General features: G+C 62.0%; 24 protein-coding genes. 12 read left to right on the top strand and 12 right to left on the bottom strand.

Annotated features, from left to right (window positions below):
- Nucleotides 1–71 precede the first annotated feature (71 nt).
- A complete protein-coding gene (locus FKV68_RS17825; RefSeq protein ID WP_180939113.1) occupies nucleotides 72–2,381 on the bottom strand; it encodes a putative bifunctional diguanylate cyclase/phosphodiesterase in 2,310 nt (769 codons plus the stop codon).
- Nucleotides 2,382–2,790: 409 nt separating this feature from the next.
- Between FKV68_RS17825 and FKV68_RS17830 the strand changes: the two genes are divergently transcribed.
- Nucleotides 2,791–3,543 carry a gamma-glutamyl-gamma-aminobutyrate hydrolase family protein gene (locus FKV68_RS17830; RefSeq protein ID WP_180939114.1) on the top strand — a complete coding sequence of 251 codons (753 nt, stop codon included), beginning with the start codon at nucleotides 2,791–2,793 and terminating at the stop codon, nucleotides 3,541–3,543.
- A gap of 86 nt (nucleotides 3,544–3,629) precedes the next feature.
- Here FKV68_RS17830 and FKV68_RS17835 read toward each other — a convergent pair whose 3' ends face one another.
- From FKV68_RS17835 to FKV68_RS17845, 3 genes are all read right to left on the bottom strand, one after another.
- Nucleotides 3,630–4,607, bottom strand: a complete 978-nt coding sequence (locus FKV68_RS17835; RefSeq protein ID WP_180939115.1) for a 2-hydroxyacid dehydrogenase — start codon at nucleotides 4,605–4,607, stop codon at nucleotides 3,630–3,632.
- Nucleotides 4,608–4,631: 24 nt separating this feature from the next.
- Nucleotides 4,632–5,654: a LacI family DNA-binding transcriptional regulator gene (locus tag FKV68_RS17840; RefSeq protein WP_173509066.1), complete on the bottom strand. Its 1,023-nt coding sequence runs from the start codon at nucleotides 5,652–5,654 to the stop codon at nucleotides 4,632–4,634.
- Between the two features lie 207 nt (nucleotides 5,655–5,861).
- The gene (locus FKV68_RS17845; RefSeq protein WP_180939116.1) at nucleotides 5,862–6,359 is read right to left on the bottom strand and encodes a MarR family winged helix-turn-helix transcriptional regulator; all 498 of its coding nucleotides are present in this window, start codon (nucleotides 6,357–6,359) and stop codon (nucleotides 5,862–5,864) included.
- Between the two features lie 112 nt (nucleotides 6,360–6,471).
- Between FKV68_RS17845 and FKV68_RS17850 the strand changes: the two genes are divergently transcribed.
- From FKV68_RS17850 to FKV68_RS17860, 3 genes are all read left to right on the top strand, one after another.
- Entirely contained in the window at nucleotides 6,472–7,263 is a 792-nt protein-coding gene (locus FKV68_RS17850; RefSeq protein WP_180939117.1) for a creatininase family protein, read from the top strand.
- 125 nt (nucleotides 7,264–7,388) lie between these two features.
- Entirely contained in the window at nucleotides 7,389–8,492 is a 1,104-nt protein-coding gene (locus FKV68_RS17855; RefSeq protein ID WP_180939118.1) for a CobW family GTP-binding protein, read from the top strand.
- Between the two features lie 43 nt (nucleotides 8,493–8,535).
- A complete protein-coding gene (locus tag FKV68_RS17860; protein WP_180939119.1) occupies nucleotides 8,536–9,525 on the top strand; it encodes a WD40 repeat domain-containing protein in 990 nt (329 codons plus the stop codon).
- Nucleotides 9,526–9,759: 234 nt separating this feature from the next.
- Here the strand turns inward: FKV68_RS17860 and FKV68_RS17865 are convergent, their stop codons facing one another.
- A complete protein-coding gene (locus FKV68_RS17865; protein ID WP_180939120.1) occupies nucleotides 9,760–10,206 on the bottom strand; it encodes a glyoxalase superfamily protein in 447 nt (148 codons plus the stop codon).
- 287 nt (nucleotides 10,207–10,493) lie between these two features.
- Between FKV68_RS17865 and FKV68_RS17870 the strand changes: the two genes are divergently transcribed.
- Nucleotides 10,494–11,129 carry a LysE family translocator gene (locus tag FKV68_RS17870; protein ID WP_180939121.1) on the top strand — a complete coding sequence of 212 codons (636 nt, stop codon included), beginning with the start codon at nucleotides 10,494–10,496 and terminating at the stop codon, nucleotides 11,127–11,129.
- A gap of 22 nt (nucleotides 11,130–11,151) precedes the next feature.
- The gene (locus tag FKV68_RS32945; protein ID WP_209647312.1) at nucleotides 11,152–11,301 is read left to right on the top strand and encodes a VOC family protein; all 150 of its coding nucleotides are present in this window, start codon (nucleotides 11,152–11,154) and stop codon (nucleotides 11,299–11,301) included.
- A gap of 277 nt (nucleotides 11,302–11,578) precedes the next feature.
- On the opposite strand, the gene FKV68_RS17880 is transcribed toward FKV68_RS32945, so the two are convergent.
- Nucleotides 11,579–12,169, bottom strand: coding sequence for a GNAT family N-acetyltransferase (locus FKV68_RS17880; RefSeq protein ID WP_180939122.1), 591 nt, complete (start codon nucleotides 12,167–12,169; stop codon nucleotides 11,579–11,581).
- Between the two features lie 90 nt (nucleotides 12,170–12,259).
- Entirely contained in the window at nucleotides 12,260–13,399 is a 1,140-nt protein-coding gene (odc2, locus tag FKV68_RS17885; RefSeq protein ID WP_245181632.1) for an ornithine/lysine decarboxylase, read from the bottom strand.
- 696 nt (nucleotides 13,400–14,095) lie between these two features.
- Between odc2 and FKV68_RS17890 the strand changes: the two genes are divergently transcribed.
- From FKV68_RS17890 to FKV68_RS17900, 3 genes are all read left to right on the top strand, one after another.
- Nucleotides 14,096–14,986, top strand: coding sequence for a LysR family transcriptional regulator (locus FKV68_RS17890; RefSeq protein WP_180939124.1), 891 nt, complete (start codon nucleotides 14,096–14,098; stop codon nucleotides 14,984–14,986).
- Between the two features lie 196 nt (nucleotides 14,987–15,182).
- Complete coding sequence (locus tag FKV68_RS17895) at nucleotides 15,183–15,827, top strand: DUF1007 family protein (protein ID WP_180939125.1); 645 nt, start codon at nucleotides 15,183–15,185, stop codon at nucleotides 15,825–15,827.
- Entirely contained in the window at nucleotides 15,821–16,855 is a 1,035-nt protein-coding gene (locus FKV68_RS17900; RefSeq protein WP_180939126.1) for a nickel/cobalt transporter, read from the top strand. Before FKV68_RS17895 ends, FKV68_RS17900 begins: the two co-directional genes overlap by 7 nt.
- A 37-nt stretch (nucleotides 16,856–16,892) precedes the next feature.
- Here FKV68_RS17900 and FKV68_RS17905 read toward each other — a convergent pair whose 3' ends face one another.
- The 4 genes from FKV68_RS17905 to FKV68_RS17920 form a co-directional block, all read right to left on the bottom strand.
- On the bottom strand, nucleotides 16,893–17,108 hold the full coding sequence (locus FKV68_RS17905; protein ID WP_180939127.1) for a hypothetical protein: 216 nt from the start codon (nucleotides 17,106–17,108) through the stop codon (nucleotides 16,893–16,895).
- The gene (locus FKV68_RS17910) at nucleotides 17,095–17,802 is read right to left on the bottom strand and encodes a GNAT family N-acetyltransferase (protein WP_180941554.1); all 708 of its coding nucleotides are present in this window, start codon (nucleotides 17,800–17,802) and stop codon (nucleotides 17,095–17,097) included. Before FKV68_RS17910 ends, FKV68_RS17905 begins: the two co-directional genes overlap by 14 nt.
- A gap of 148 nt (nucleotides 17,803–17,950) precedes the next feature.
- Nucleotides 17,951–18,655 (bottom strand): tellurite resistance TerB family protein, encoded by a 705-nt coding sequence (locus tag FKV68_RS17915; protein ID WP_180939128.1) that lies wholly within the window; start codon nucleotides 18,653–18,655, stop codon nucleotides 17,951–17,953.
- 278 nt (nucleotides 18,656–18,933) lie between these two features.
- A complete protein-coding gene (locus tag FKV68_RS17920; RefSeq protein ID WP_180939129.1) occupies nucleotides 18,934–19,572 on the bottom strand; it encodes a 2-dehydro-3-deoxy-phosphogluconate aldolase in 639 nt (212 codons plus the stop codon).
- 201 nt (nucleotides 19,573–19,773) lie between these two features.
- On the opposite strand from FKV68_RS17920, the gene FKV68_RS17925 reads away from it, so the two are divergent.
- The 3 genes from FKV68_RS17925 (at nucleotide 19,774) to trhO (ending at nucleotide 22,208) form a co-directional block, all read left to right on the top strand.
- Nucleotides 19,774–20,247 carry a CYTH domain-containing protein gene (locus tag FKV68_RS17925; RefSeq protein WP_180939130.1) on the top strand — a complete coding sequence of 158 codons (474 nt, stop codon included), beginning with the start codon at nucleotides 19,774–19,776 and terminating at the stop codon, nucleotides 20,245–20,247.
- A complete protein-coding gene (locus FKV68_RS17930) occupies nucleotides 20,244–21,152 on the top strand; it encodes a CHAD domain-containing protein (RefSeq protein WP_180939131.1) in 909 nt (302 codons plus the stop codon). The genes FKV68_RS17925 and FKV68_RS17930 overlap by 4 nt, the downstream gene beginning before the upstream one ends.
- Before the next feature lie 111 nt (nucleotides 21,153–21,263).
- Nucleotides 21,264–22,208 (top strand): oxygen-dependent tRNA uridine(34) hydroxylase TrhO, encoded by a 945-nt coding sequence (gene trhO / locus FKV68_RS17935; RefSeq protein ID WP_180939132.1) that lies wholly within the window; start codon nucleotides 21,264–21,266, stop codon nucleotides 22,206–22,208.
- An 85-nt stretch (nucleotides 22,209–22,293) separates the two neighbouring features.
- Here the strand turns inward: trhO and FKV68_RS17940 are convergent, their stop codons facing one another.
- Complete coding sequence (locus FKV68_RS17940) at nucleotides 22,294–22,692, bottom strand: GFA family protein (RefSeq protein ID WP_245181635.1); 399 nt, start codon at nucleotides 22,690–22,692, stop codon at nucleotides 22,294–22,296.
- Nucleotides 22,693–22,698: the final 6 nt, after the last annotated feature.

The raw sequence follows: 22,698 nt of genomic DNA on the forward strand, positions 1-22,698 counted from the left end.
ACGTTGCCGGGAGCCTGATGCGGGGCAGAATGGCGGAGCAGAGCCGCGCATTGAAACGAAGAGATGGGACGTCAGGCGATGCGCTGGTTGGACGACTTCGTGGGTCGTTTCCGTACACCCTGCTTGCACAAGGCGTCGATCGCGGAGGCCGGCATCGGCGCCGCGAAGACAAAGCCCTGTATCAGGTCGGCGCATTTGTATTCGTTGATCAGCTGGAGCTGATCCGCAGTCTCTACCCCTTCGACGACGGTCTTCAGGCCGAGGGCGCGGGCGAGATTGACGGTGCCTCGCAAGAGCTTGAAGCGCCGTGCGTCTTCGCGAATGTTGCGGACGAAAGACCGGTCGATCTTGATGATGCCGGCAGGCAGCGTATCGAGATAGCTGAGGCTCGAATAACCGGTGCCGAAGTCGTCGATAGCGATGGTTATGCCCCGCTCGTGCAGCTCGCTGAGAATGCCCTGGACCTTGGCCGGCTCATCCATCAGGCAGCTTTCCGTCACCTCGAGGTGCAGCCGCGCCGGACACAGCCCCGTTTCCTTGAGCGCCTCGTTGACCACCGCGACGATCCCGTCGCCCCTGAGATCGAGGACCGAGAGATTGACCGACACCGACACGTCGGCCGGCCAGTTCATGCAGTCCCTGCATGCCTGCCTTAGAACAAAGCGCGTGATGTCGGTGACGACACCCATCTCTTCGGCAAGCTGGATGAACACGTTCGGCGGCACGGGCCCACGCTCCGGATGTGTCCAGCGCGCCAACGCCTCGCAGCATTCGATCCGCGATCCATCCGGCGTAAACATCGGCTGGTAGGACACGCTCAGGCTATTTGCGTTAAGCGCATCGCGCAAATCGCTCTTGAGTTTCTGGCGATCGAGATAGCGGGCATCCATCTCGCCTTCGAAGGCGGTGCAGCCACTCTTGTTCCTTGCCTTGGTTTCCGAGAGTGCCAGGTCCGCCTTGATCTGCAATTCTTCGAACCGGAAATCGCCACTCTGAACAATGACGAAGCCGGCGCTCATGGTCATGGCGAATGTGAAGCCGCCAGCCACGTAAACGCCGCGCAGACCTGCATGCACGGCCCGGATCCGCTCTTCCAGATCGGCAACATCTGCCCTGTTGGGAAAGAAGACCACGAACTCGTCACCCATCAGGCGAGCGGCGATCGCATCGTCGCCGGTAAGGCTCTTGAGGCGTTCGGCGATCGCCTGTAGCAATTTGTCGCCGACGACATGCCCTCGCGTATCGTTGACATGCTTGAATTCCGCCACATCGACGAGGAGAAGGCCTATGTCGCGGCCGTGCCCGCCACTGGCAGCCATCGCATTGTGGGCAAGTTCAGAAAAATAGTCTCGGCTCGGCAGCCCCGTCAGCGTGTCGAAGCGCACCATCTGCAGGACCTGCTTCTCCGCCTGCACACGCGCCGTCACGTCTTCGAAGATCAACACGATCTCGCCGTTCTCGCGGCGATTTGCCGAGAACTCGAGGAAAAGGTCTTGCGAGGTGGAGATCAGCGCGCGAGAGCGCTTTCCCTCGATCAGCAGGTCGAGCTGTCGCGCGATCTTCTCCTTGTTGTCCGCGCCAAGCGCCATGCGGTCGGCGGCACGCTGCAGCACTTCGTCGAGCAGGCGATCCTTGAGATCGGCCTTGTCGCCGAGGCTGAGGAGCTCGCAGGCGCGTTCATTCGCGACCACGATGCGGTTGTGGCCGTCGAGCATGAAAAGCCCATGCGTCATGTTGTTGAGTGCCGCGTCGAATTGCCCGGCAATGGTCGATATTTCCCGCGCCGCGAGGACGTTCTCATAGAGGAAGGAGCGCACGTTGTTCGCCATCGTCCAGGTGGTCAGGATGAATGGCAGTATCAGCACCGCCAGGACGAGCATGTAGGGGTCCCGCAAGGTCAAGAGACCGATCACGATCGGCAGGCACGCCGATGATGACAGCAAGAGGACCGCTCGTTCGGAACCATAGTTCCGGCCCACCAACGAAATCATCGACGCCAGCGTCACCGAAATGCACGCCAGTTCCGCGAAGGAATCCTGACTGACGACGATTGCATATCCGCAGGCAATGCCGCAGGTCAGCGTCACGCTGACGCCACCGACGATGTATCGGTTCTCCCATTTTCTGACCATGGCATTGTCGGCGCGGGAAAAATCCTGCCGGTCGAACCGGGCCATGTCCAGGTTGCGGAGCGCCCAGACGACGACGATGGTCGCGGCGCATAACAGATAGAAAAGATCGGAGGTCTTGACGAAGACAAGCAGGAAGGTCACGACATGCGACAGCATGCCGATCACCAGCGTCCGGCGATGTTCATAGAGCGAACTCACAGACGACAGGTAGACATCTGTCGGAAGAGCGCCCCGTTCATTGGGCATCATGAACCAAGCTCCGGGTTTGCCGGATTGTTAGGGTCGAGGACTTAACGAAAGATTTCGTCTAACCCCCCGAAAGATCTGCCGAATTGCAGGATAGCAGCAAACAGGCACTGGGCTACACGCACCGATTCAACCCAATATTGCAGAAGACTGGTAAAAGTAGCCTCTTTCTACAACCACGCATAGGCATTTGCGACTTGCACACTTCTTCAACTGGCGCGGGCTCCAGCCTCGTTTTCCCGATGAAATGGTTACCCGACCTTGAAGAAATGCCCTAAATCCTCTCCCGTTCTTATCCTAGCCTGCCCAAAAAGCCCAGTCACCGGTGGCAGGCCGTCGAGAGCGATTCTCGATAGTTGACTTTAACCGAGATCTGACTGCAAGGCTTTCCGAATAGAAACGGAGTTTGATGATGTCGAAGCCTGTCGTTGCGATTCCCTGCGACTTCCGCGAATTCGACGGCAATGTCTGGCATGTTGCCGCCCATCAATATGTGCGCGCGGCCGTCGAAGGCTCCGGCGTCATGCCGTTCCTCATTCCGGCGCTCGAAACCGGCAATGACATCGACGAGGTCCTCGACCGTGTGGATGGCGTTCTAGCGAGCGGGGCACGCTCCAATGTCCACCCTTCACTTTATGGGAAGCAAGCGACGGATGCGGACGGTCCGTTCGATCCGGGTCGCGACGCCACCAGCCTGCCGCTGATCCGGCGTGCGCTTGATCGCGGCGTTCCGCTGCTAGCGATCTGCCGAGGCATCCAGGAGCTCAATGTTGCGCTCGGCGGTACGCTCGCGACCGAAATTCAGGACCAGCCCGGCATCTGGGATCATCGCAAGCCCGATGTTCCCGAACTCGACGTTGCCTATGGCATTCGCCAGGACGTGATCGTCAAGGAAGGAAGCTGCCTGGCGCCCGTCCTCGGCGCCGGCCGTGTCAGGGTCAATTCGCTGCACCGGCAGGCAATCGCCGCAACCGCGCCGCGCCTCGCCGTCGAAGCTGTTGCCGATGACGGCACGATCGAGGCGGTGTCGGTCATCGGCGCCAAAGCCTTCGCCGTCGGCGTGCAATGGCACCCGGAATACTGGGTGAAAACCGACACACCTTCGGCCTCGCTTTTCAGGGCCTTCGGCGATGCGGTGCGTGCCTATAAAGAGGCAAAGGCCTGATCTCGTCTTCCGGATCATTTCACCGTTTCATCGAAACAGCGAATTGACCCATTCGTTGAGCCCACGCAGTTCCGGACGCCAAACCGTTACACGCTTTTCCTGGAATTGCGCCGGAAGGGCGTTTCAACGACCGGAGTAAGGGCCTCTCCCGTCGAAAACCAGGCCTTCAGATTGTCGACGACGAGATCGGACATCGCGTTGCGGGTCGCCACCGAAGCGGAAGCCACATGCGGCAGAAGTGACACGTTCGGAAGCGTGAGCAATGCCTCCGGCACGTGTGGCTCATTCTCGAAAACATCGAGCCCCGCCCCGGCGATGACGCCATTCTGAAGGGCGGCAACAAGCGCCGCCTCGTCCACGGTCGAGCCGCGGCCGACATTGATCAGCACACCCTGAGGGCCGAGCGCGGCCAGAACGTCGGCGTTGACGGCCTTCAGTGTGCTCGGCGTGCCGGGCACGATCACGATCATCGTGTCGACCGCGTCGGCAAGGTCCCTGAGGCTTGAATGATAGGCGTAGGCAAGCCCCTCGCGCGGCGTGCGCGTGTGGTAGGCGATCGGAACAGCGAAAGCCTCGAGTCTCCTTGCGATCGCAAGGCCGATCCGCCCCAGGCCGAAAAGCCCGATCTTGCGCCCCCGGAGCGAGAGCGGCGAAAGTGGAAACGCCCCTTCCCGCGCCCAGCGGCCCTGCCGCAACCATTGCTCGGCCTGTGGCAGGCACCGGAGCGTATTGAGGAGCAGGCCGATTGCCGTGTCGGCAACCTCCTCGGTCAGGACATCGGGTGTATTGGTGACGGCAATCCCTCGCGCTGCCGCGCGGGCAACATCGACGCCATCATAGCCAACGCCGAAATTGCCGATGATCTCGAGGTGGGGTAACGCGTCCATAAGATCCACCGGCAGGCGGCCGGAAACCGCCACGCCGGCGACGTCCGCCATCTCCGGCGTCACCAAATCCACATCGGCCCGCTCGATGCGCACGGTCTCGAACATTTCCGGTAGCCGGTCGAGAATGCGCTGGTTGATCTTGCCGGGCACGAGAATTCTGGGGCGGCTCTCGGACATCATCATTCCTTTCGGGAGATGCGCTCAGGCGGTCACGCGGAGAGGGCCGGTCGACTGGCGTATGCGCATCTCCGGCTTTATCAGATGGATTCCGTCCGGCTCGTGGCTGCCGGAAAGCTTGTCGAGAAGCGCTCGCGCCGCGCTGCGGCCGACGTCGGCCTGCCCGTTCCAGACGGTCGTCAGCGCCGGGGTCGCGATCGAGGCTTCCTCGAGGTCGTCATAGCCGGTGACCGAGATGTCGACGCCCGGCACGAGCCCGGCGCGGGCGATGCCGTTCATCATGCCGATTGCCACCAGGTCGTTCCAGCAGACGACTGCCGTCGGCTTTTGCGGCAGCGACAAGAGATGTACGGCCGCCTCGAAACCGCCCTGCTTGGAGCGCGGCCCGGGAATGCGCAAGTCCGGATCGACGTCGATATTCGCCTTGCGCAGCGCATTCACATAACCCTGGTAGCGGTCGCGGCCGGTCGAGGTCTGGTCGGTGCCGCCGACCATTGCGATGCAGCGGTGGCCAAGGCCGATAAGGTGATTGGTCGCAAGCGAAATGCCATAGGCATCGTCGCCGCGGAAAATCGGCACGTCGAGTCCCTCGATCGACCGGGCAATCAGAATTGCCGGCATGCCGTTGTCCTCGGCAAGCTGTATGTCCTCCGGCGGGGTGCCGATCGCCGGCGACATGATCACGCCGTCGCCGCCAAGCTGCAGCAGCGTCTCGATGAAGTCGCGCTGCTTCTCGACGGAATCGTAGTGATTGGAGAGGATGAAGGTCTGCTTGTCGCGATCGAGTTCCGCCTCGATCGCCTTGAGGATTTCCCCGTAGAACGGGTTCATGATGTCGTGCACGACGACGCCAATGATGCCGGATCGCGATGTCCTCAAGCTCGCGGCGCGGCGATTGTAGATATAGCCGAGCGCGCGTGCCTGCTCCTTGATCTTATCGCGTGTGACGGTCGCCACCAGTGGGCTGTCACGCAATGCCAGGGATACTGTCGCCGTCGAAAGGCCGAGTGTTTCCGCGATTGTCGAAAGCTTGACCTTTTGCGCCACTATGTTCCCCCTGATTTCACCGATCTCGTCAGCCCGTTTTAAATCTTCTTTAAACTGTTTAAATCATCGCCGCAATCAGGAAGTGTCGCCCCGCAGCGCCGCGCGTCTTATGAGACGCGCAAAGGACGCTGTAGCACTTTGAATTGCTACATGTTTTTGTCCTTTGATCGGCTACGGTTAAAGGCAACATGCAGTGGCCGCGTGGGATCAATCGGGCGCCCTTGCCGCCTGCAGATTGCTGTCGACCGCCTTGAGCAATTTCAGAAGCGTACGCACCTGCTTGTCGGTCAAGCCCCGTGTGGCGAGCTGTTCGGAATGCTGACCAGCCTCCGCAATGGTCTGAAGCCGTTCGCGCCCGGGCATGGTCAGATAGACCTTCGTCAGTCTCGCATCTTCCTCATCCGGCCGGCGTTCGAGGAAGCCCTGCGCTTCCATGCGGCCGATCGTGCGCGTCATAGTCGGTGCCTTGACGCCAAGTTTTGCTGCTAGCGCACCTGCCGTCAGGCCATCGGTCTCGGCCAGCGCGAGCATGACGCCGTCCTGCCCCGCATAGAGGCCGCTCTCCACCAGATTGCGGGAAAGTACGGTGCGCATCGAGCGCGCCGCCTGCACAAGAACCGAAGCAAGATCGTGCGGCTCGACAGCAAGCTCGTCCCTCTTCTTGCCGTTCTTGCCCTTCTTTTCGGCCTTGCTCTTCTTGCCCATTGGACCTCCCGCCGAATCCCGTACACTCTGTTATAGCAATACGGCTTGTGATTACGAACTGTATGACTCAAATAACAATTTTACGACACTCGGGATGGAGAACCGAAGAGAAATGTTGATGCCCGAGCCCAACTGGAACGACAACCCCTCCGATCTCGCGCCTTCCGAGCGGCGGCAGTGGATCGCGGTGCTGCCGCTCGGCGCGCATGAGCAGCATGGGCCGCATCTTCCCTTCGAAACCGATCGGCTGATCGCAGAGGGCATCGTTCGGCGTGTCACGGCCGCGCGGCCGGCGGACCTTCCGGTAACGTTCCTACCGGTCGAGCCCGTCGGCTATTCGATCGAGCATATGGACGTGTCCGGCACGCGCACGCTCACCTTTGACGAAGCGATCGGTCGTTGGCTCGGGATCGCCGAAAATCTCCATCGCCTCGGCATCCGCAAATTCGTCATGCTGAACGCCCATGGCGGCAACTCGCCGCTGATGACGATCGTCGCGACGGAGGCGCGGGTGCGCTTCGGTATGCTCGCGGTCGCGACGAGCTGGACGCGTTTCGGGCAGCCGGAGGGCTGGATCAGCACCGAGGACAAGGCGCTCGACATCCATGGCGGCGACATCGAGACGTCGGTGATGCTGGCACTCCACCCCGACAAGGTGGATATGACGCGGGCCACCCGGTTTTCTTCCCGCCAGAGCGACTTCATCGCCCGGTTCACGCATTTGCGCGCCTACGGCCCGCACGCGTTCGGCTGGAAAATGTCGGACCTCAACCGGCAGGGTGTCGCCGGCGATGCCGGCGCCGCGACTGCCGCGCGTGGCGAAGTGCTCCTTGCACACACGGTGAAAGGCATCATCGAACTGCTCGAGGACGTGAAGGCCTTCGACATCGACGAACTTTCCTGATCGGCGAATGATGGACCAGTTCCGGCAGTGAATTCGACTGCCGCCATTTGCGCATCGTCGCTTCATCTCCTATATGAGGACGCGACATAGATGCCCGCGGCGCATCGCCAATCCTCGAGGCTCCCATGACCGAAACATCCACGCAGAAGCCGATCCCCGTCACCGTGCTCACGGGTTATCTCGGCGCCGGCAAGACGACCCTCCTCAACCGTATCCTCAGCGAAAATCACGGTCGCAAATACGCGGTGATCGTCAACGAGTTCGGCGAAATCGGCATCGACAACGACCTGATCGTCGAGTCCGACGAGGAAATCTACGAGATGAACAACGGCTGCGTCTGCTGCACCGTGCGCGGCGACCTGATCCGTGTCGTCGAGGGGCTGATGCGCCGTCCCGGTCGCTTCGATGCGATCATCGTCGAGACCACCGGCCTCGCCGATCCAGTGCCGGTCGCCCAGACCTTCTTCATGGACGACGACGTGCGCGCCAAGACCGAGCTCGATGCCGTCGTGGCCCTGGTCGATGCCAAACACCTGCCGCTGCGTCTCAAGGACAGCCGCGAAGCCGAGGACCAGATCGCCTTCGCCGATGTCGTGCTCTTGAACAAGACCGACCTGGTGACGCCGGAAGAGCTGGAGCGGATCGAGGCAACGGTACGCGTCATCAATCCGTCCGCTCGCATCTACCGCACGCAGCGCTCCGAGATCGACCTGACCAAGGTGCTCGACCAGGGTGCCTTCAATCTCGAAAAGGCACTCGAAAACGATCCGCACTTCCTCGATCAGGATGAGCACGACGATCACGTCTGCGGACCCGATTGCGACCACGATCACCATCATCACGACCATCATGATCATGATCATGATCATGGCCATGGCCACGATCACCACCATCATCACCACGACCATGGGCCGTCGCCCATTCATGACGTGACGGTGCAGTCGATCTCGCTGCGCGGCGGCGAGATGAACCCCGACCGCTTCTTCCCGTGGATCCAGAAGATCACCCAGACCGATGGTCCGAACATCCTGCGGTTGAAGGGCATCATCGCTTTTGCCGGCGATGCCGAGCGTTACGTGGTCCAGGGCGTGCACATGATCATCGAGGGCGACCACCAGCGCGCCTGGAAGGACGGCGAGAAGCGCGAGACCCGGCTCGTCTTCATCGGCCGCGATCTCGACCGCGAGAAGCTCGAGCGCACCTTCAGGGCCTGTGAGGTCCAGGCATGATCGCCGGTAAGATCATGCTGAAACAAGAGAGCCTGGCTAACTGATGCCGACAGTCGCTCCGCTCGATCTCGAAGGTCACGTCGTCGGCGTGGCCTTCCTCAAGGACACCCCCTTCTTCGCCGAAGCCTCCGGCACCATCCATCACCTCGACCATGGTCTGAAGACCGTTGAAGCCAATGATGGCCTGCTCTCGCTCGACCATGACGAAGCGAGCGACAGCCTGCTGACCGGCGGCGAGGACGGCAAGGTGATGCGCATCTCCGCCGACGGCACCATGAGCCTCGTCGCGGAAGCGCCGCGCAAATGGATATCGCAGGTCGCGGCCGGCCCTCAGGGCGCGGTCGCCTACGCCTATGGCAAGACGACCCATGTTCGCCTGGCGGACGGCACGACAAAGGATTTTCCCGAAGAGCGAACCGTCGAGGGCATAGCCTTTGCCCCGAAGGGTCTGCGCATCGCCGTTGCCCGCTACAACGGCGTGTCCATGCACTGGGTGGCGATCGCCGGCCAGCCGGCCGATCTCGAATGGAAGGGCGCTCATACCGGCATCACCTTTTCCCCGGACGGCCGTTTCGTCGTCACCTCCATGCAGGAAAACGCGCTGCACGGATGGAAGCTCGATGCCAAGGCGGGCGCCGAAGCGCGCCACATGCGCATGACCGGCTATCCGGCCAAGGTGAAGTCGCTGTCCTGGTCCGCCAAGGGCAAGTGGCTCGCGTCTTCCGGCGCGCCGGCGGCGATCGTCTGGCCATTCCAGGGCAAGGACGGACCGATGGGCAAGGCTCCGCTCGAGCTCGGCACGCGCGGCAACATCATGGTAACCGCGGTCGCCTGCCATCCGGCCGAAGACATCGTCGCCATCGGCTACGACGACGGCATGATCCTCGCCGCCCGCTTCGCCGACAGCAAGGAAGTGCTGCTGCGCCGGCCCGGCAAGGGTGCGATCACCGCCATGGCCTGGAGCAAGAGCGGCCGCCAGCTCGCCTTCGGTTCGGCGGCCGGCGATTGCGGTGTCGTGGATCTCGCCGGGTAGCCTGTCTTCCGCAGTGTGGGCGGAAGGCTCCTCACCCAAGCCTCTCCCGGCAAGTGGGGCGAGAGGATGTGCTGCGCGATTCGTCCATGCAGCAATTCAAAGTGCTGCACCGACCTTTACGCGTCCGATTGGACCTGCGGCGCTGTGGGTGGCGAAGGCGGCGCCACGAGTCCCTTCTCCCGCCTGCGGGAAGACGGTGGCGGCAGCCGGATGAGCGGCCAATCGCAAGCTGCTTCACCACTCAAGCTCCAGATGCGGCCGCCCGTTCGAGGTCTTTTCGACCGTCCGTCCGGTCTCGTCTATCGTCGCCGTTACCCTCTGGCGAAAGGCCGAAAAACTTTCGAACGTGACGACATCGACCGGTTCATCGAACTTGAACGTCAGACGATAGCGTCCCGGCTCAGCACTTATCGCGTGAGCCGAGAGGATTTCCGCATTGAAGGCCTGGCCGAGATAGTGGCCTTTCACCCGTGACCCCAGCATCCAGGGATTGAAGCGAGGCCGGTTGCCGACGGCGGCGTGAAGCGTGTTCCAGTCGCGGTAGCCGTATTGGGCGGCGACGAGTTCGAGCGATTTGGAGTGGCTGATCTGCTCGCCCTCGGACGCGAGCCGGGAGCGCAGGCGCCGTGCCTGGTCCTTCAGCGCGTCAAGCGAGGGAAGCGTCGGTTTATCATGCGTCATGACAGGGTCTCCTGTTGCGGCATGCAATTTTCAGGATGGGTGCCCGCATTGCCATCGGTTCGCATGCCGTTTCGGCGTGACCGTGTCGAAAGGAGGGACTTCACCAAAGCATCAAGCTCGCGGACGGCAGGGGCCCTCGCCCACCGCCTGCATAGGGGAAGCCGAGAAGGCTGTCAAACGAGTGTCGCCTGCAACAACGACGGCAACGACCTCATCAAAGATGGCGAACAGACGCTTGCGCGCACGCAAAAGCCGTGAGACGACTTTCGTCGCGAAGGGAGGACATCATGAGCGAAGTCACCATTCTTGCATTCGCGCTCGTCGCTTTCATCGGCATCGTGACTCCGGGTCCGACCGTGCTTCTCGCGCTTACCAATGGCTCGCGCCATGGCGTGAAACGGGCGACGGCGGGCATGATCGGCGCCATACTGTCGGATTTCGTACTGATCGGTGCGGTGGCTCTCGGCCTCGGCGCGCTCTTGGCAGCGTCTGAGTTCTGGTTCACGGTCGTCAAGTGGCTGGGTGCAGCCTATCTCGCTTTCCTGGGCATCATGCTGCTGCGCTCGCGCGGCACGCTGGAAATTGCCGCCGACAGCAAGAGCCCAGCCGGCACCGCCACGGTACGCACGATCTTCCTCAAGAGCTTCCTTGTCGCGGTCACCAATCCCAAAGGCTATCTGTTTTTCTCCGCCTTCCTGCCGCAATTCGTCGTGCCGGCCTTGCCGCAGACGCCGCAATATACCGTCCTGGCCATCGTATTCGCATCGATCGACCTGATGGTGATGTTCGGCTACGCCCTGGTCGGTTCGCAGGCGGTCCGTTTCCTCAAACGCTCCGGAGCGATCTGGCTCGATCGGCTGTGCGGTGGCGCCCTGTTGGCGCTGGCAGGATCGCTCGCACTCTATCGAAGGGCCGCCAACTGACACGTGGAAGCGAAGACAACGCATGATCGGCTACACGATGGCCAGAACGGCGGATCTGAAGCGGGCCGAGCGATTTTACGATCCGCGGATGGTCCTGATCGGCCAGGAGCGCTGCTATTGCGACGAACAGGTCACCTCCTGGGGCCGGCGGGATGACGGCCTTTCTCGTTGAAAGCGTGGACATGATGGAGCGGATGTTCGAAATCGCCAGGGCGGTTGGAGCGAAGGGACACCGGGCTTCCGCCCGCAATATGGCGATGGCTGTTACGCAGCCTACGTGATCCGGACGGAAACAGGCTTGCCTTCGCTTGTTACGACGCGAGGACGCCGCTCACGCCCGACGCGTGAGAGCCGCTCGAACAAGCCCTTTCGAAAACACTACAGCGCTCCCGCCGGCGCGGCAGGAGCGCTGTTTGTTATCCGCCTCCGCAGGGTTGGAGGCGGCGAAATTAAGCGGCGCGCTTGAGCGGAGGCATGGCTAGCTTACGACCGCTCGCCACCAGCATCCCGGCGGCGCCATTGAGCCAGCCGCTCTTCAGCTCGAGCGCCAGGAAGCGGTTGCGCTCGAACGGTCCCGGCATGACGAGATGCTGCGCCCGCTCGGCGAAGAAGCCGAACCGCTCGTAATAGGCAGCGTCGCCGACAAGCAGGATCGCCCCGTGGCCGCGGTTCTTGGCCGCCTGGATTGCCGCACGCATCAGCATGCCGCCGATCCCCCTGCCCTCATGCGCCGGATCGACGGCAAGCGGGCCGAGAAGAAGCGCGGGCACGCCATGGCCCTCCCGGTCGACACCAGCCTCGACGTTCCAGAGACGCACCGTGCCGATCACATGACCGTCCTCGTCGCGCGCGACAAGGGCAAGCCCGTCGGCCGGCACGCGGCCGCGACGCAGCTTTTCCGATGACTTGCGCCGGCGATCCGTGCCCATGGCACGGTCGAGCAGGTTTTCACGCGCGACGACGTCGCCCGGGTTTTCGGAGTCGATCACAAAGGTGGACGGCGCGAAGAACGCGCGCATGGCATCAACAACAGCGGCCATCGGGGCCTCCCGTCATCAAAACCGCTTCAGGCGGACCGGATAAGAATTGTGAAATCGCCGCTCCCGCGGTTGGCGCGGGAGCGGGCAGGATCAGATCACATAGGCCTTCAGCGGCTCGAAGCCGTTAAAGGCGACGGCCGAGTAGGTCGTCGTGTAGGCGCCCGTCCCTTCGATCAGCACCTCGTCGCCGATCGTCAGCGAGATCGGCAGCGGATACATGTTCTTCTCGTAGAGCACGTCGGCCGAGTCGCAGGTCGGGCCGGCAAGCACGCAGGGCTCCATCGCATCGCCGTCGCGCGCGGTGCGGATCGGGTAGCGGATTGCCTCGTCCATCGTTTCGGCGAGGCCGCCGAACTTGCCGATGTCGAGGAAGACCCAGCGGTGGTTGTCGTTGTCCGACTTCTTCGAGACAAGAACGACTTCCGCCTTGATCACGCCCGCATTGCCGACCATGCCGCGGCCCGGCTCGATGATCGTCTCCGGGATGTTGTTGCCGAAGTGCTTCTTCAGCGCACCGAAGATCGCCTGGCCGTAAGCTTCCGCCGACGGGACGTCCCTCAGGTACTTCGTCGGGAAGCCGCCGCCCATGTTGACCATCTTGAGCTCGATGCCCTGCTTGGCAAGCTGCACGAAGACCCGCTTGGCATCGGCGAGCGCCGAATCCCAGGCGTCGAGCTTCGTCATCTGCGAGCCGACGTGGAACGACACACCGTAGGAGACGAGGCCGAGCTGATGGGCGTAGACGAGCACGTCGACAGCCATCTGCGGGACGCAGCCGAACTTGCGCGACAGCGGCCATTCCGCACCTTCGCCATCGGTCAGGACGCGGCAGAAGACACGGGCGCCGGGAGCGGCACGCGCGACCTTCTCGACTTCCTCATGGCTGTCGACAGCGAAAAGGGACACGCCCAGCGCATAGGCGCGGGCAATGTCGCGCTCCTTTTTGATGGTGTTGCCATAAGAAATGCGTTGGGCGGTCGCACCGGCATCGAGCGCCATTTCGATTTCGGCGACGGACGCGCAATCGAAATTGGAGCCGAGACCGGCGAGAAGGCGCAGGATTTCCGGCGCCGGGTTGGCCTTGACGGCATAATAGATCGAGCTGTCAGGCAGCGCGTGGCGAAAGGCCTTGAAATTGTCGCGCACGACGTCGAGGTCGACCACGAGGCAGGGGCCTTCCGGTCGTCGGGTGTTCAGGAAGTCGATGATGCGTGCAGTGGTCATAGCCATATTCCCCGGATCCATTAGACTCCACAACTGTGGAGGACAAAGGGCATACGCGCGCTTGCACTGGAACCAGCCGGTGGAGACCCCGGAACCATGCATGCGCTCGATGCGCGAAACAGTGAATCGAAGCCCGCGAAGGCTAAGACTCGGCTTTGTCTGCCATGGATTGGAGGGGATAACCCAACCGCACTTCCGGCAATGAAGGTGTGCCTCTTCAGTAACCCCGGCTGTTGGAAAGCCGGCAGACACCAGAAAGGCCCGCACCGTCGTTGCTTCAAGATGTCCTCGCATTTCCCGGTTGGCCGGAATAGCGACTGGAGGGGTTAGTTCCAGGTACCTTACCGATTTCCTCACCTTATTCGAGGGTCGGCGGACACCCACAGGCACGTGCGACTTTGGGCAAGGGGTAGGTAAGAAAAAACAGTGTCGTAATCAAGAGTTTTTTGCGTTCCGCGGTTGAATTTTTTCCGAAGCCGACGACATTGTCGGTGTTCACATTCACTGAACAATCGAGCCAGCTGGAGAGAAAGCGCCAAGCCTTTGAAATCAATGGGATTTGCTCCGGCCACATGAGACGACCGCGCTAAGACGCGGCGCCTCGGGTCGAGCACTGAGGGCGCGGCGTATTCATGATCCTTCGACAGGCGACCGATTGCGGCCGAATCAGCCCGGCGAACATGAGGCGAAAGAAAGTCAGCCATGGACACCTTGACCCGTATCCGTGCCTTCATCGACGTCGTGGACGCGGAAGGCTTTTCCGCAGCCGCCCGGCGCGTCGGAAAATCCAAGGCACTTCTGTCGAAATATGTTCGTGAGCTGGAAGACGAGCTCGGCGCCCTGCTGCTCAATCGGACGACGCGGCAATTCTCGCTGACGGAGGCCGGCCACACCTATTATCGCACGGCCTCGGAGATCCTGAAGGAAATCGACAACCTGGCCGATCTCGTGCGCGCCAACAATTCCGACCTGCGTGGCCGGCTGCGGATCACCGTGCCCAGGACATTCGTGGATGCGGATATCGGCCAGTCGCTGATCGATTTTGGCAAGCAGCATCCCGAATTGTCGCTCGAAATCGTCTCGGACGATCGCTTCATCGATCTGGTGGAAGAAGGTTTCGACGTCGCGATCCGCATCACGCGGCTCGAGGATTCGACGCTGATCGCGCGCAAGCTCGATGACTTCCAGGTGCTGCTCTGCGCCTCGCCGGACTTCGTGGAAAGGATCGGCCCGCTCAAGCATCCGACCGAGCTTTCGAAAATCTCCTGCATTCTCGACACCAACGGCCGATCCTATTCGAACTGGCGCTTCGTCGAACCGGACGGTTCACCCTTCACGGTGCCGGTGGGCGGACCGATCGAAGTCAACAGTCCGCTTGCCTCCGCGCGCGCCGCGGTGACTGGTCTCGGGATTGCCCCGGTGCCGGATTTCATCGCCCGGCCGAAGATCCAGTCCGGCGAGCTGGTGACGTTGTTCGATGACTTCCTGCCCAAAGACCGCGGCATCTACGCGATCTATCCGCATCGGCGCTATCTGCCGGCCAAGGTGCGCACCTTCGTCGATTTCCTTCACGGCTGGTTCCGCTCGCGGTGACGGCGCCGTGCCGCCAAGTCCCAATTCCGTCCCATTTGCAGTACATTTCGAAAACGATTCGCGCGGCTTACAGCGCCGCGCGTCTTATAAGACGCGCAAAGGACGCTGTAGCGGTTTGAATTGCTGCATGTTTTTTTCCTTCAATCGGCGACGATTGAAGGAAACTTGCAGTGGGCCGAAAAGGATTTCCTCTCCCATGAAAACAAAGTGCTTCGCCATAGCCGGCCTTGCCACGCTTTTCGCGCCCGCCCTGGCTGTCGCGCATCCACACATTTTCGCCGAAGCGCGGTTGGAGATCGTTTCCGACGACGAGGGTGGGATCGCCGAACTGCGCAATGTCTGGCGCTTCGACGAGTTGTTCTCCGCAAGCGTCGTGCTCGACTTCGACAAGAACTCGAACGCGACCCTCGACCCGGACGAGCTCAAGGAGGTCGGCCAGACGGTGCTCGAGTCCCTTTCGGAATATAATTACTACACGACGATTTTCGACAACGGCAAATCGGTAAAGGTGACGAAGCCCGACAGCATCAATGTCGACTACAAGGACAACCAGCTCCTGATGATCTTCGCGGTGAAGCCGGCGGAAGCGATGCCGCTCAAGGGCAAGCTCTCCTTCGGCGTCTACGACCCGACCATGTACACGGCGATGGACTTTCCGACCGACGACGATCTCGCGGTCGTCGGCGAGAAGATCGAGGCCTGCGAGCACAAGGTAGTGAGGCCCGATCCCGACGAGGTGCTCGCGGAAAACAAGGACACGCTGACCGACGCCTTCTGGAACGACCCGACCGGCACCGACATGTCGAAGCTCTTTGCAACCAGGATCGAGGTTACATGCTGAATGCACGCAGGATTGGCCGACCGCTGGCCGCCGCGCTTTTGCTGGCGCTTCTTTCGGCGACGGCAGCCGCGGCCCAGTCGCCGCTCGGCATCGGCACCGCCGAACCGTCGGTCCAGACGACGGGTTTCCTAGGCGGCTTCTTTGCCTGGGTGAACATGGAGCAGCAGGGCTTCTACCGGATGCTGACCGGCACGCTCAAGGGCATGCGCGAAAACCCCTGGCAGCTCTGGTCGTTGATCGGCCTCTCCTTCGCCTATGGCGTCTTTCACGCCGCCGGCCCGGGCCATGGCAAGGCGGTCATCTCCTCCTACATGATCGCCAACGAGACGGAACTTCGCCGCGGCGTCGTTCTCTCCTTTCTCTCCTCGATCCTGCAGGGCGTGGTGGCGATCCTCCTCATCGGCGCCGTCTATCTCCTGTTGCGCGGCTCGTCGATCAGCATGACCGAGGCCACCCACTCGCTTGAGGTCGGAAGCTACGCGCTGATTGCGGCCTTCGGAGGCTGGCTGGTCTTTCGTAAGCTGCGCTCGATGGCGCGCGCCACTCCCGCCTTGGCCATCGGCGCGCACACGGAGCGCGGCCATCACCGCCACGATCACCATGACCATGATGACCACCACCACCATCATCATGCCCACGCTCCGGGTGAGGTCTGCGCGACCTGCGGACATGCGCACGCGCCGGACCCGGCCATGCTGAAGGGAGATCGTTTTGCGCTGAGCGAAGCCTGGTCCGCGGTCGTCGCCGTCGGCCTGCGCCCCTGCTCCGGCGCCTTGATCGTTCTCTCCTTCGCGCTTTTGAACGGGCTCTATCTTGGTGGCGTTCTCTCGGTCTTCGCCATGTCGATCGGCACGGCGATCACGGTTTCCATTCTCGCCACCTTGGCCGTGACGGCCAAGGGGTTCGCGCTCCGCTACGCCTCGAGCGGTTCGGCTGCTGCACGCATTTCCAACGGCATCGAGATAGCCGGCGCCGCGATGGTGCTGGTGCTTGGACTTGTGCTGCTGGGCGCCGCACTGCAGGGATAGAGCAAGCCCAGGATTTGCTAGATTCCGAGACCAGGTATTACTGCCCGCGCCGCCGCTGATGGCGGGCGCGCAGCCAGAAAATCAGGAAAAAGCCGAGGACGAAGAGAGCGCCGAAGGCAGCGGCGAGCCACGGCGAAATATCGCCCAGCCGAAGCATGATCGACGGCAAGGCGAGGAAGCCGACGGCGACCACCAGCAGGATGATGGCGGCGGCAATCGCCGGCGATCTTTCTTTTTTCTCAGGCGGATTCAAGTTCGCTCCTTGCCTTCATGTCGGCGCGAATATCCTTGAGGCACCGCTTCTGACGGCCATCCCCGTGGAAGTTCTCGGGCGACAGCCAAGCTTCGAATGCAGCCTTGATGGGCGGCCATTCGCTGTCAATGATCGAGAACCAGGCTGTATCGCGGTTGGCGTGCTTCGAAATCATATGCTGGCGGAAAATGCCTTCGAACGTGAAGCCTAGACGCGCTGCCGTGGTGCGGCTCGGTTGGTTTTCGCTGTGGCATTTCCATTCGTAGCGGCGATAGCCCAGATCCTCGAAAACATGCCGAGCCATCAGGTATTGTGCCTCCGTCGACAACGTCGAGCGCGCCATCAGGGGGCCGTGTGCAACGGCGCCGACTTCCACGACGCCATTGGCCGGATCCGCGCGCATGTAGTTCGCCATGCCGACGACCTTGCCGGTCGATTTGTCGCGGAACACTTCGGTTACCCAGCCGGATTTCTCCTGCGCCGCCGTCAGCCACGCGTCAAATGCATCAATGCCGGAAAAGTCGTCCTGCGTGAAATATCTCAACAGTGGGTTGATGGCCAAGCCGCCGAAGGCGTCGCCCCAGAGCGCCTTGAGGTGCTGTGCACGGTCATACGGTTCCAGCCGAACATATCGGCCCTCGATGAAGACTGGCCGCGGGGCCGGACATCCCTTCCAGTTGGCGAGATCGCGCATCAACCACTCCGAATCCATTGCTATATCCGCAAATAGGTCAGATGCGGACCGGTTACAAATTCAAACTGGTGATGAAATCATGAAGCGGCCGCGCACCGCTTCTCCTGCATCTACGGCGCGTGTCCCCGCACCATACACTCGCGCGAGGTCAGGCGGGGACCTTGGCTCCCGAAACGGTCGCCTCGATGTGGTCGACGAGCGCATCGGGAAGCCCGAGACGGCCGGCGAGCAGATCGAGATAGCCGCGTTCCGCCCGGCTCTCGGGCTCGATCGCGAGGCGCGACGCAGTGTAGATCTCCACGCGCTGCTCCTCCGTCGTCGCGGCAGCGACGATAGCATCGAGATCGACTGGATTGGCGAGTTCCGCCTCGAGGAACGCCGCCGCGTCGGCCGAGAGACCGGAAACCGACAGCTTGTCGATGATGTGGCCGCGCTCGGTCTCGTCGATATGGCCGTCGGCACGCGAAGCGGCGATCATGGCACGCACCAGGATCAGGGCAAAATCGTTGCTCACGGCTCCCGGTGCCGTGAAGCCGGAATCCGCCGGCGGCGGCAGGAGCTCCGGTGTCGACTGCGCAGCCGGTTCGGGAGCCGGCGTCTTGCCGGCCTGATAGTTCTTGTAGGCTTGATAGCCGAGCCCGGCGATCGCCGCGAGACCGCCGAGCACGGCCGCATTGCCCGCGAGCTGACGACCGGATTTCGTGCCGAGGAGGACAGCAGCGATCGCGCCGGTGGCAAGCGGATTATCCTTGGCGAGCTTGGTCACTTGATCCGCGCGATCGCGGACCGTGCCGCCGGCGCCCGGCACCTGCGACCCCAAGAACTGGTCCAGCAACTTCTTCGCGTCGAACATGGCTTCGCTCCTCTTCGGTTACCGCGCGACGACAAAGCAAAAAAGCGCTCTCCCGCCCCCGCGTCGTTGTCGGCGGATTGAGACATAGGAACGTTGCGAGGAAAATACAAATTGACGTTGAAGATGAAAAAGCCGGGCAAACGCCCGGCCGTTGCACGCCTACTGCATGTTTCCTTAAATCGTACCCGATTAAGGATACAAACATGCAGCAATTTAAAGTGCTGCAGCGTCCTTTGCGCGTCTGGTAAGACGCGCGGCGCTGCAGGTGACCCGCAAAATCACCCCTTTAGGGCGTAGGCTTCTGCGGCAAGCTTGGTGATGCCCGCCCAGTCGCCTTTCGCCACCAGTTCCTTCGGCGCCACCCACGAACCGCCGACGCAGACGACGTTCGGCAGCGAGAGATAGTCGCGTGCGTTGCCAAGCGAGATGCCGCCGGTCGGGCAGAACTGAGTGCCGGCGAGCGGCGATGAAAGCGACTTCAGATAGGCGGCCCCTCCTGCCTGCTCGGCCGGGAAGAACTTCATAACCTGATAGCCTTCCTCGCGCAGCCCCATGACCTCGCTCGCCGTCGCGGCCCCAGGCAGCAGCGGCACTTCGTGATCGTTGGCAACATCGATCAGCTCCTGGGTCGTGCCGGGGCTGACGATGAACTGCGATCCTGCCTCCACGGCCTGCTCGAACTGCGCGGCATTGAGAATCGTGCCGGCGCCGGCGACGGCGCCCTCAACCTCGGCGGCGACCGCACGGATCGCATCCAGCGCCGCCTGCGTGCGCAGCGTGATCTCGATCGCCTTCAGTCCACCCGCGACAAGTGCGCGCGCCAGCGGCACGGCAGTCGCGGCATCGTCGATGACCAGCACCGGGACCACCGGTTGCAGCTTGAGAATGGAGAGAAGCTTGTCGGTTTTCGCGCTCATGCCGGTCACCTTTTAAAACGATTGAATACTGCGCTCCGCATACTCCCCCCAGCCGCCCTTGTCGAGACCGAAGGTCGTGAACACAACCTCGCCTTATAGCAGCGGAAAATAAAATACCATCGATAGCAGAGAGATCGCTTGAGCGTTGGCGATAAAGCGATAACTTATCCGCGATCCACCTCTCGATATGGCGGGAAATCCATGGCGAAGGAGATAGAACGCAAGTTCCTGGTCGCTTCCAGCGGTTGGCAAGAACATGCGGACAAGGGCATAAAACTCCAGCAGGCCTACATCGTCACCATGGACGACCGCTCCGTGCGCGTACGAATCCATGGCAACAAATGGGCGCGCCTGACCATCAAGATCGGCAAGTCGGCGCTGGTCCGCAACGAATACGAATACGATCTGCCCATGGACGACGCCCGCGAGCTGCTGACCCAGGCGGTTGGCATCGTCATCGAGAAGCGACGTTACCGCGTGCCGCACAAGGGCTTTACCTGGGAAGTCGACGTCTACGAAGGGGCGCTCTCCGGGCTTGTCGTCGCCGAGGTCGAGATGAAGCGGGAAACGGATTTGCCGGCCCTGCCGCAATGGCTGGGTCGCGAGATTACCGGGGACCGCCGCTATTCCAACCAGGCGCTTGCCACGGAGGGGCTACTGGAAGCGCAGTCATGAGTTATGCGTTTAGTCCTGACCGGCCTTTCACCGAGGACTTTCGGGCCGTCGGGGCCGAACAGATCGAGCGGGCGGTGGCGGCGCTGGAACAGCGACCGCAAGGCGTTCATGAAGCAATTCACGACGCGCGCAAGAACTTCAAGCGCCTGCGTTCGCTCTACCGGCTGGTTGCTTCCGATGCGCCTCTCTTCCAGAAGCAGGAAAACGCGCGTATCCGCGCCATGGGGCGAAATCTTTCGACCGTCCGCGACGCGGCGGCACTCGTGGAGAACATCAACTACCTGCGCGGGCAAACGCAGAGCGACGAACAGGGGACGGCGCTTGACCAGATCTACACCATTCTGGCGGAGCGCCGCGACCGGGTTGCCGAGAGCGAGACAGATATAGAGGGGAAGATCGCCGCGACGATTGTCGACTGCGAGCAGGCGCTTGACGCACTCGCACAGGTTTCCTTCGACAACGGCAAACGAAAGTCCACCGCCCGGCTGAAAAAGGGCTGGCGGCGTACGCTGAAGCGCGCCGCGCGCGCGAGAGCGGCCTGCGAAGCGGATAGCGACGCCGCGCTCTTCCACGAATTGCGCAAGCGAGCCCAGGATTACCGTTTGCAACTGGCGCTGATGCGGCAGGCCTGGCCGTCGGCAATGGAGGCAAAGAGGGCGGAAGCCAAGGCGCTCGTCGATGTGCTCGGCCATCTGAATGACCTCGCCACTCTGACATCGCTCGTCAACGACGAGCCGGGAGTTGCCGGCAGCAGCCAGAACCGGGCGCATCTGATGTCCGCGGTCGCTACGCGGGAAGAGGCGCTGAGGAAGGAGGCGCGGCAACGGGCCGCGGCTGTCTTTCACGATAAGCCGAAGAGCGAAAGCCGGACCGTCGCACTGCTGTGGCTTGAAGCCGGCCGGTAGGACCGGCGAAGAGGCCCGCGACCCGCCCCTCGTCCGGCGTGACGCCAACGGGACAATCGGGCACGGCCTGATCGATTGCGCTCGGCGCTCGAAAGCTGTATTTGCGAGCCCATGACCGACATTTCCATGACCCCGCGCCCGGAGACACAAGGCCAGTTTCTGGTGGCAGCGCTTTACCATTTCGTTTCCTTCCCGCGCTTTGCCGATTTCCGCGAACCGTTGCAGGCCGTCTGCGACGCCAATGGCGTGAAGGGCACGCTGCTCGTCGCGCATGAGGGCATCAACGGCACGATTGCCGGCCCCGACGAGGGCATTGCCGCAGTGCTCGCCTATCTGCGCCAGCAACCGGAATTCACCCGTCTCGAATACAAGGAAAGCCGCGCGTCTGCGATGCCGTTCCTGCGCATGAAGGTGCGGCTCAAGAAGGAGATCGTCACCATGGGGGTCGAAAACATCGACCCCAACAAGGTGGTGGGCACCTATGTCGACCCGAAGGATTGGAACGCGCTGATCTCCGATCCGGACACCCTTGTGATCGACACGCGCAACGACTACGAAACGGCAATCGGCCTCTTCCGCGGCGCCGTCGATCCGAAAACCAAGACTTTCCGCGAATTCCCCGACTGGGTACGAAACAATACCGGCCTGCACAACAAGCCGAAGATTGCGATGTATTGTACCGGCGGTATCCGTTGCGAGAAGGCGACGGCCTTCATGAAGGAGCAGGGCTTCGAAGAGGTCTATCACCTGAAAGGCGGCATCCTTAAATATCTCGAGCAGATCCCTGAAGAGCAGAGCCTCTGGGACGGTGCCTGCTTCGTCTTCGACGAGCGCGTTTCCGTTACCCACGGCCTCGCAGAAGGCGAGCACACGCTCTGCCATGCCTGCCGCCAACCCGTGACCCCGGAAGACCTGTTGTCTCCTCTGCACGAGGAAGGCGTCGCCTGCATTCATTGTCATGAGATCCGCACCGACGGGGACCGCGAGCGCTATCGCGAACGGCAGAAGCAGATCGCACTGGCAAAGAAGCGCGGCGAGCGACACCTCGGAAGCTGAGTATCGCCGTTATCTGCCCCTCATCCCGCTGCCGCGATCTTCTCCCCGCAAGCGGGGCGAAGGAGACTCGTGGCGACCGCTTAAATCACCCCGGCAGCGTCTCATACTCCTCCAGGCCAACAGCCAGTCGATCCCAATGCGGGCGACTGCGGGTGAAGACAGCATTGCTGGGCTCAAACAGTGACATATCGTCGAGCGTGCCGGCATAGACCGTCCAACGGTCGGCACCGGACGAGAAGATCTGGCTGCCGCAGGTGGGGCAGAAATAGCGGATCGTCACGTTGCCGTTTTCGGCGAGCTTCTCGTAAGCGCAGAGCTCGCCGGCGACCTCGACGTCGGCACGCGAGAAGATCATGTAGCAGGAATGACCGGTACCCGTGACCCTCTGGCAATCACGACAATGGCAGAAACCGGAATAAATAGGCGCTTTCCTTGCCTCATAGCGCACCGCGCCGCACAAACATCCGCCCTTCATAGCACTCATATCACG

Source organism: Sinorhizobium mexicanum (genome assembly GCF_013488225.1).
Classification (GTDB): Bacteria; Pseudomonadota; Alphaproteobacteria; order Rhizobiales; family Rhizobiaceae; genus Sinorhizobium; species Sinorhizobium mexicanum.

Bases quoted from the DNA above. Each gene is read 5' to 3' on its own strand.
- FKV68_RS32945 (WP_209647312.1), top strand. From the start codon at position 11,152: ATGATCGGCTACACGATGGCCAGAACGGCGGATCTGAAGCGGGCCGAG.
- FKV68_RS17845 (WP_180939116.1), bottom strand. From the start codon at position 6,359: ATGGGCAAGAAGAGCAAGGCCGAAAAGAAGGGCAAGAACGGCAAGAAG.
- FKV68_RS17850 (WP_180939117.1), top strand. From the start codon at position 6,472: ATGTTGATGCCCGAGCCCAACTGGAACGACAACCCCTCCGATCTCGCG.
- FKV68_RS17870 (WP_180939121.1), top strand. From the start codon at position 10,494: ATGAGCGAAGTCACCATTCTTGCATTCGCGCTCGTCGCTTTCATCGGC.
- FKV68_RS17830 (WP_180939114.1), top strand. From the start codon at position 2,791: ATGTCGAAGCCTGTCGTTGCGATTCCCTGCGACTTCCGCGAATTCGAC.
- FKV68_RS17865 (WP_180939120.1), bottom strand. From the start codon at position 10,206: ATGACGCATGATAAACCGACGCTTCCCTCGCTTGACGCGCTGAAGGAC.
- FKV68_RS17860 (WP_180939119.1), top strand. From the start codon at position 8,536: ATGCCGACAGTCGCTCCGCTCGATCTCGAAGGTCACGTCGTCGGCGTG.
- FKV68_RS17925 (WP_180939130.1), top strand. From the start codon at position 19,774: ATGGCGAAGGAGATAGAACGCAAGTTCCTGGTCGCTTCCAGCGGTTGG.
- FKV68_RS17880 (WP_180939122.1), bottom strand. From the start codon at position 12,169: ATGGCCGCTGTTGTTGATGCCATGCGCGCGTTCTTCGCGCCGTCCACC.
- FKV68_RS17890 (WP_180939124.1), top strand. From the start codon at position 14,096: ATGGACACCTTGACCCGTATCCGTGCCTTCATCGACGTCGTGGACGCG.
- FKV68_RS17910 (WP_180941554.1), bottom strand. From the start codon at position 17,802: ATGCGCGATCTCGCCAACTGGAAGGGATGTCCGGCCCCGCGGCCAGTC.
- odc2 (WP_245181632.1), bottom strand. From the start codon at position 13,399: ATGGCTATGACCACTGCACGCATCATCGACTTCCTGAACACCCGACGA.
- FKV68_RS17855 (WP_180939118.1), top strand. From the start codon at position 7,389: ATGACCGAAACATCCACGCAGAAGCCGATCCCCGTCACCGTGCTCACG.
- FKV68_RS17835 (WP_180939115.1), bottom strand. From the start codon at position 4,607: ATGTCCGAGAGCCGCCCCAGAATTCTCGTGCCCGGCAAGATCAACCAG.
- FKV68_RS17825 (WP_180939113.1), bottom strand. From the start codon at position 2,381: ATGATGCCCAATGAACGGGGCGCTCTTCCGACAGATGTCTACCTGTCG.
- FKV68_RS17915 (WP_180939128.1), bottom strand. From the start codon at position 18,655: ATGTTCGACGCGAAGAAGTTGCTGGACCAGTTCTTGGGGTCGCAGGTG.
- trhO (WP_180939132.1), top strand. From the start codon at position 21,264: ATGACCGACATTTCCATGACCCCGCGCCCGGAGACACAAGGCCAGTTT.
- FKV68_RS17920 (WP_180939129.1), bottom strand. From the start codon at position 19,572: ATGAGCGCGAAAACCGACAAGCTTCTCTCCATTCTCAAGCTGCAACCG.
- FKV68_RS17900 (WP_180939126.1), top strand. From the start codon at position 15,821: ATGCTGAATGCACGCAGGATTGGCCGACCGCTGGCCGCCGCGCTTTTG.
- FKV68_RS17940 (WP_245181635.1), bottom strand. From the start codon at position 22,692: ATGAGTGCTATGAAGGGCGGATGTTTGTGCGGCGCGGTGCGCTATGAG.
- FKV68_RS17895 (WP_180939125.1), top strand. From the start codon at position 15,183: ATGAAAACAAAGTGCTTCGCCATAGCCGGCCTTGCCACGCTTTTCGCG.
- FKV68_RS17930 (WP_180939131.1), top strand. From the start codon at position 20,244: ATGAGTTATGCGTTTAGTCCTGACCGGCCTTTCACCGAGGACTTTCGG.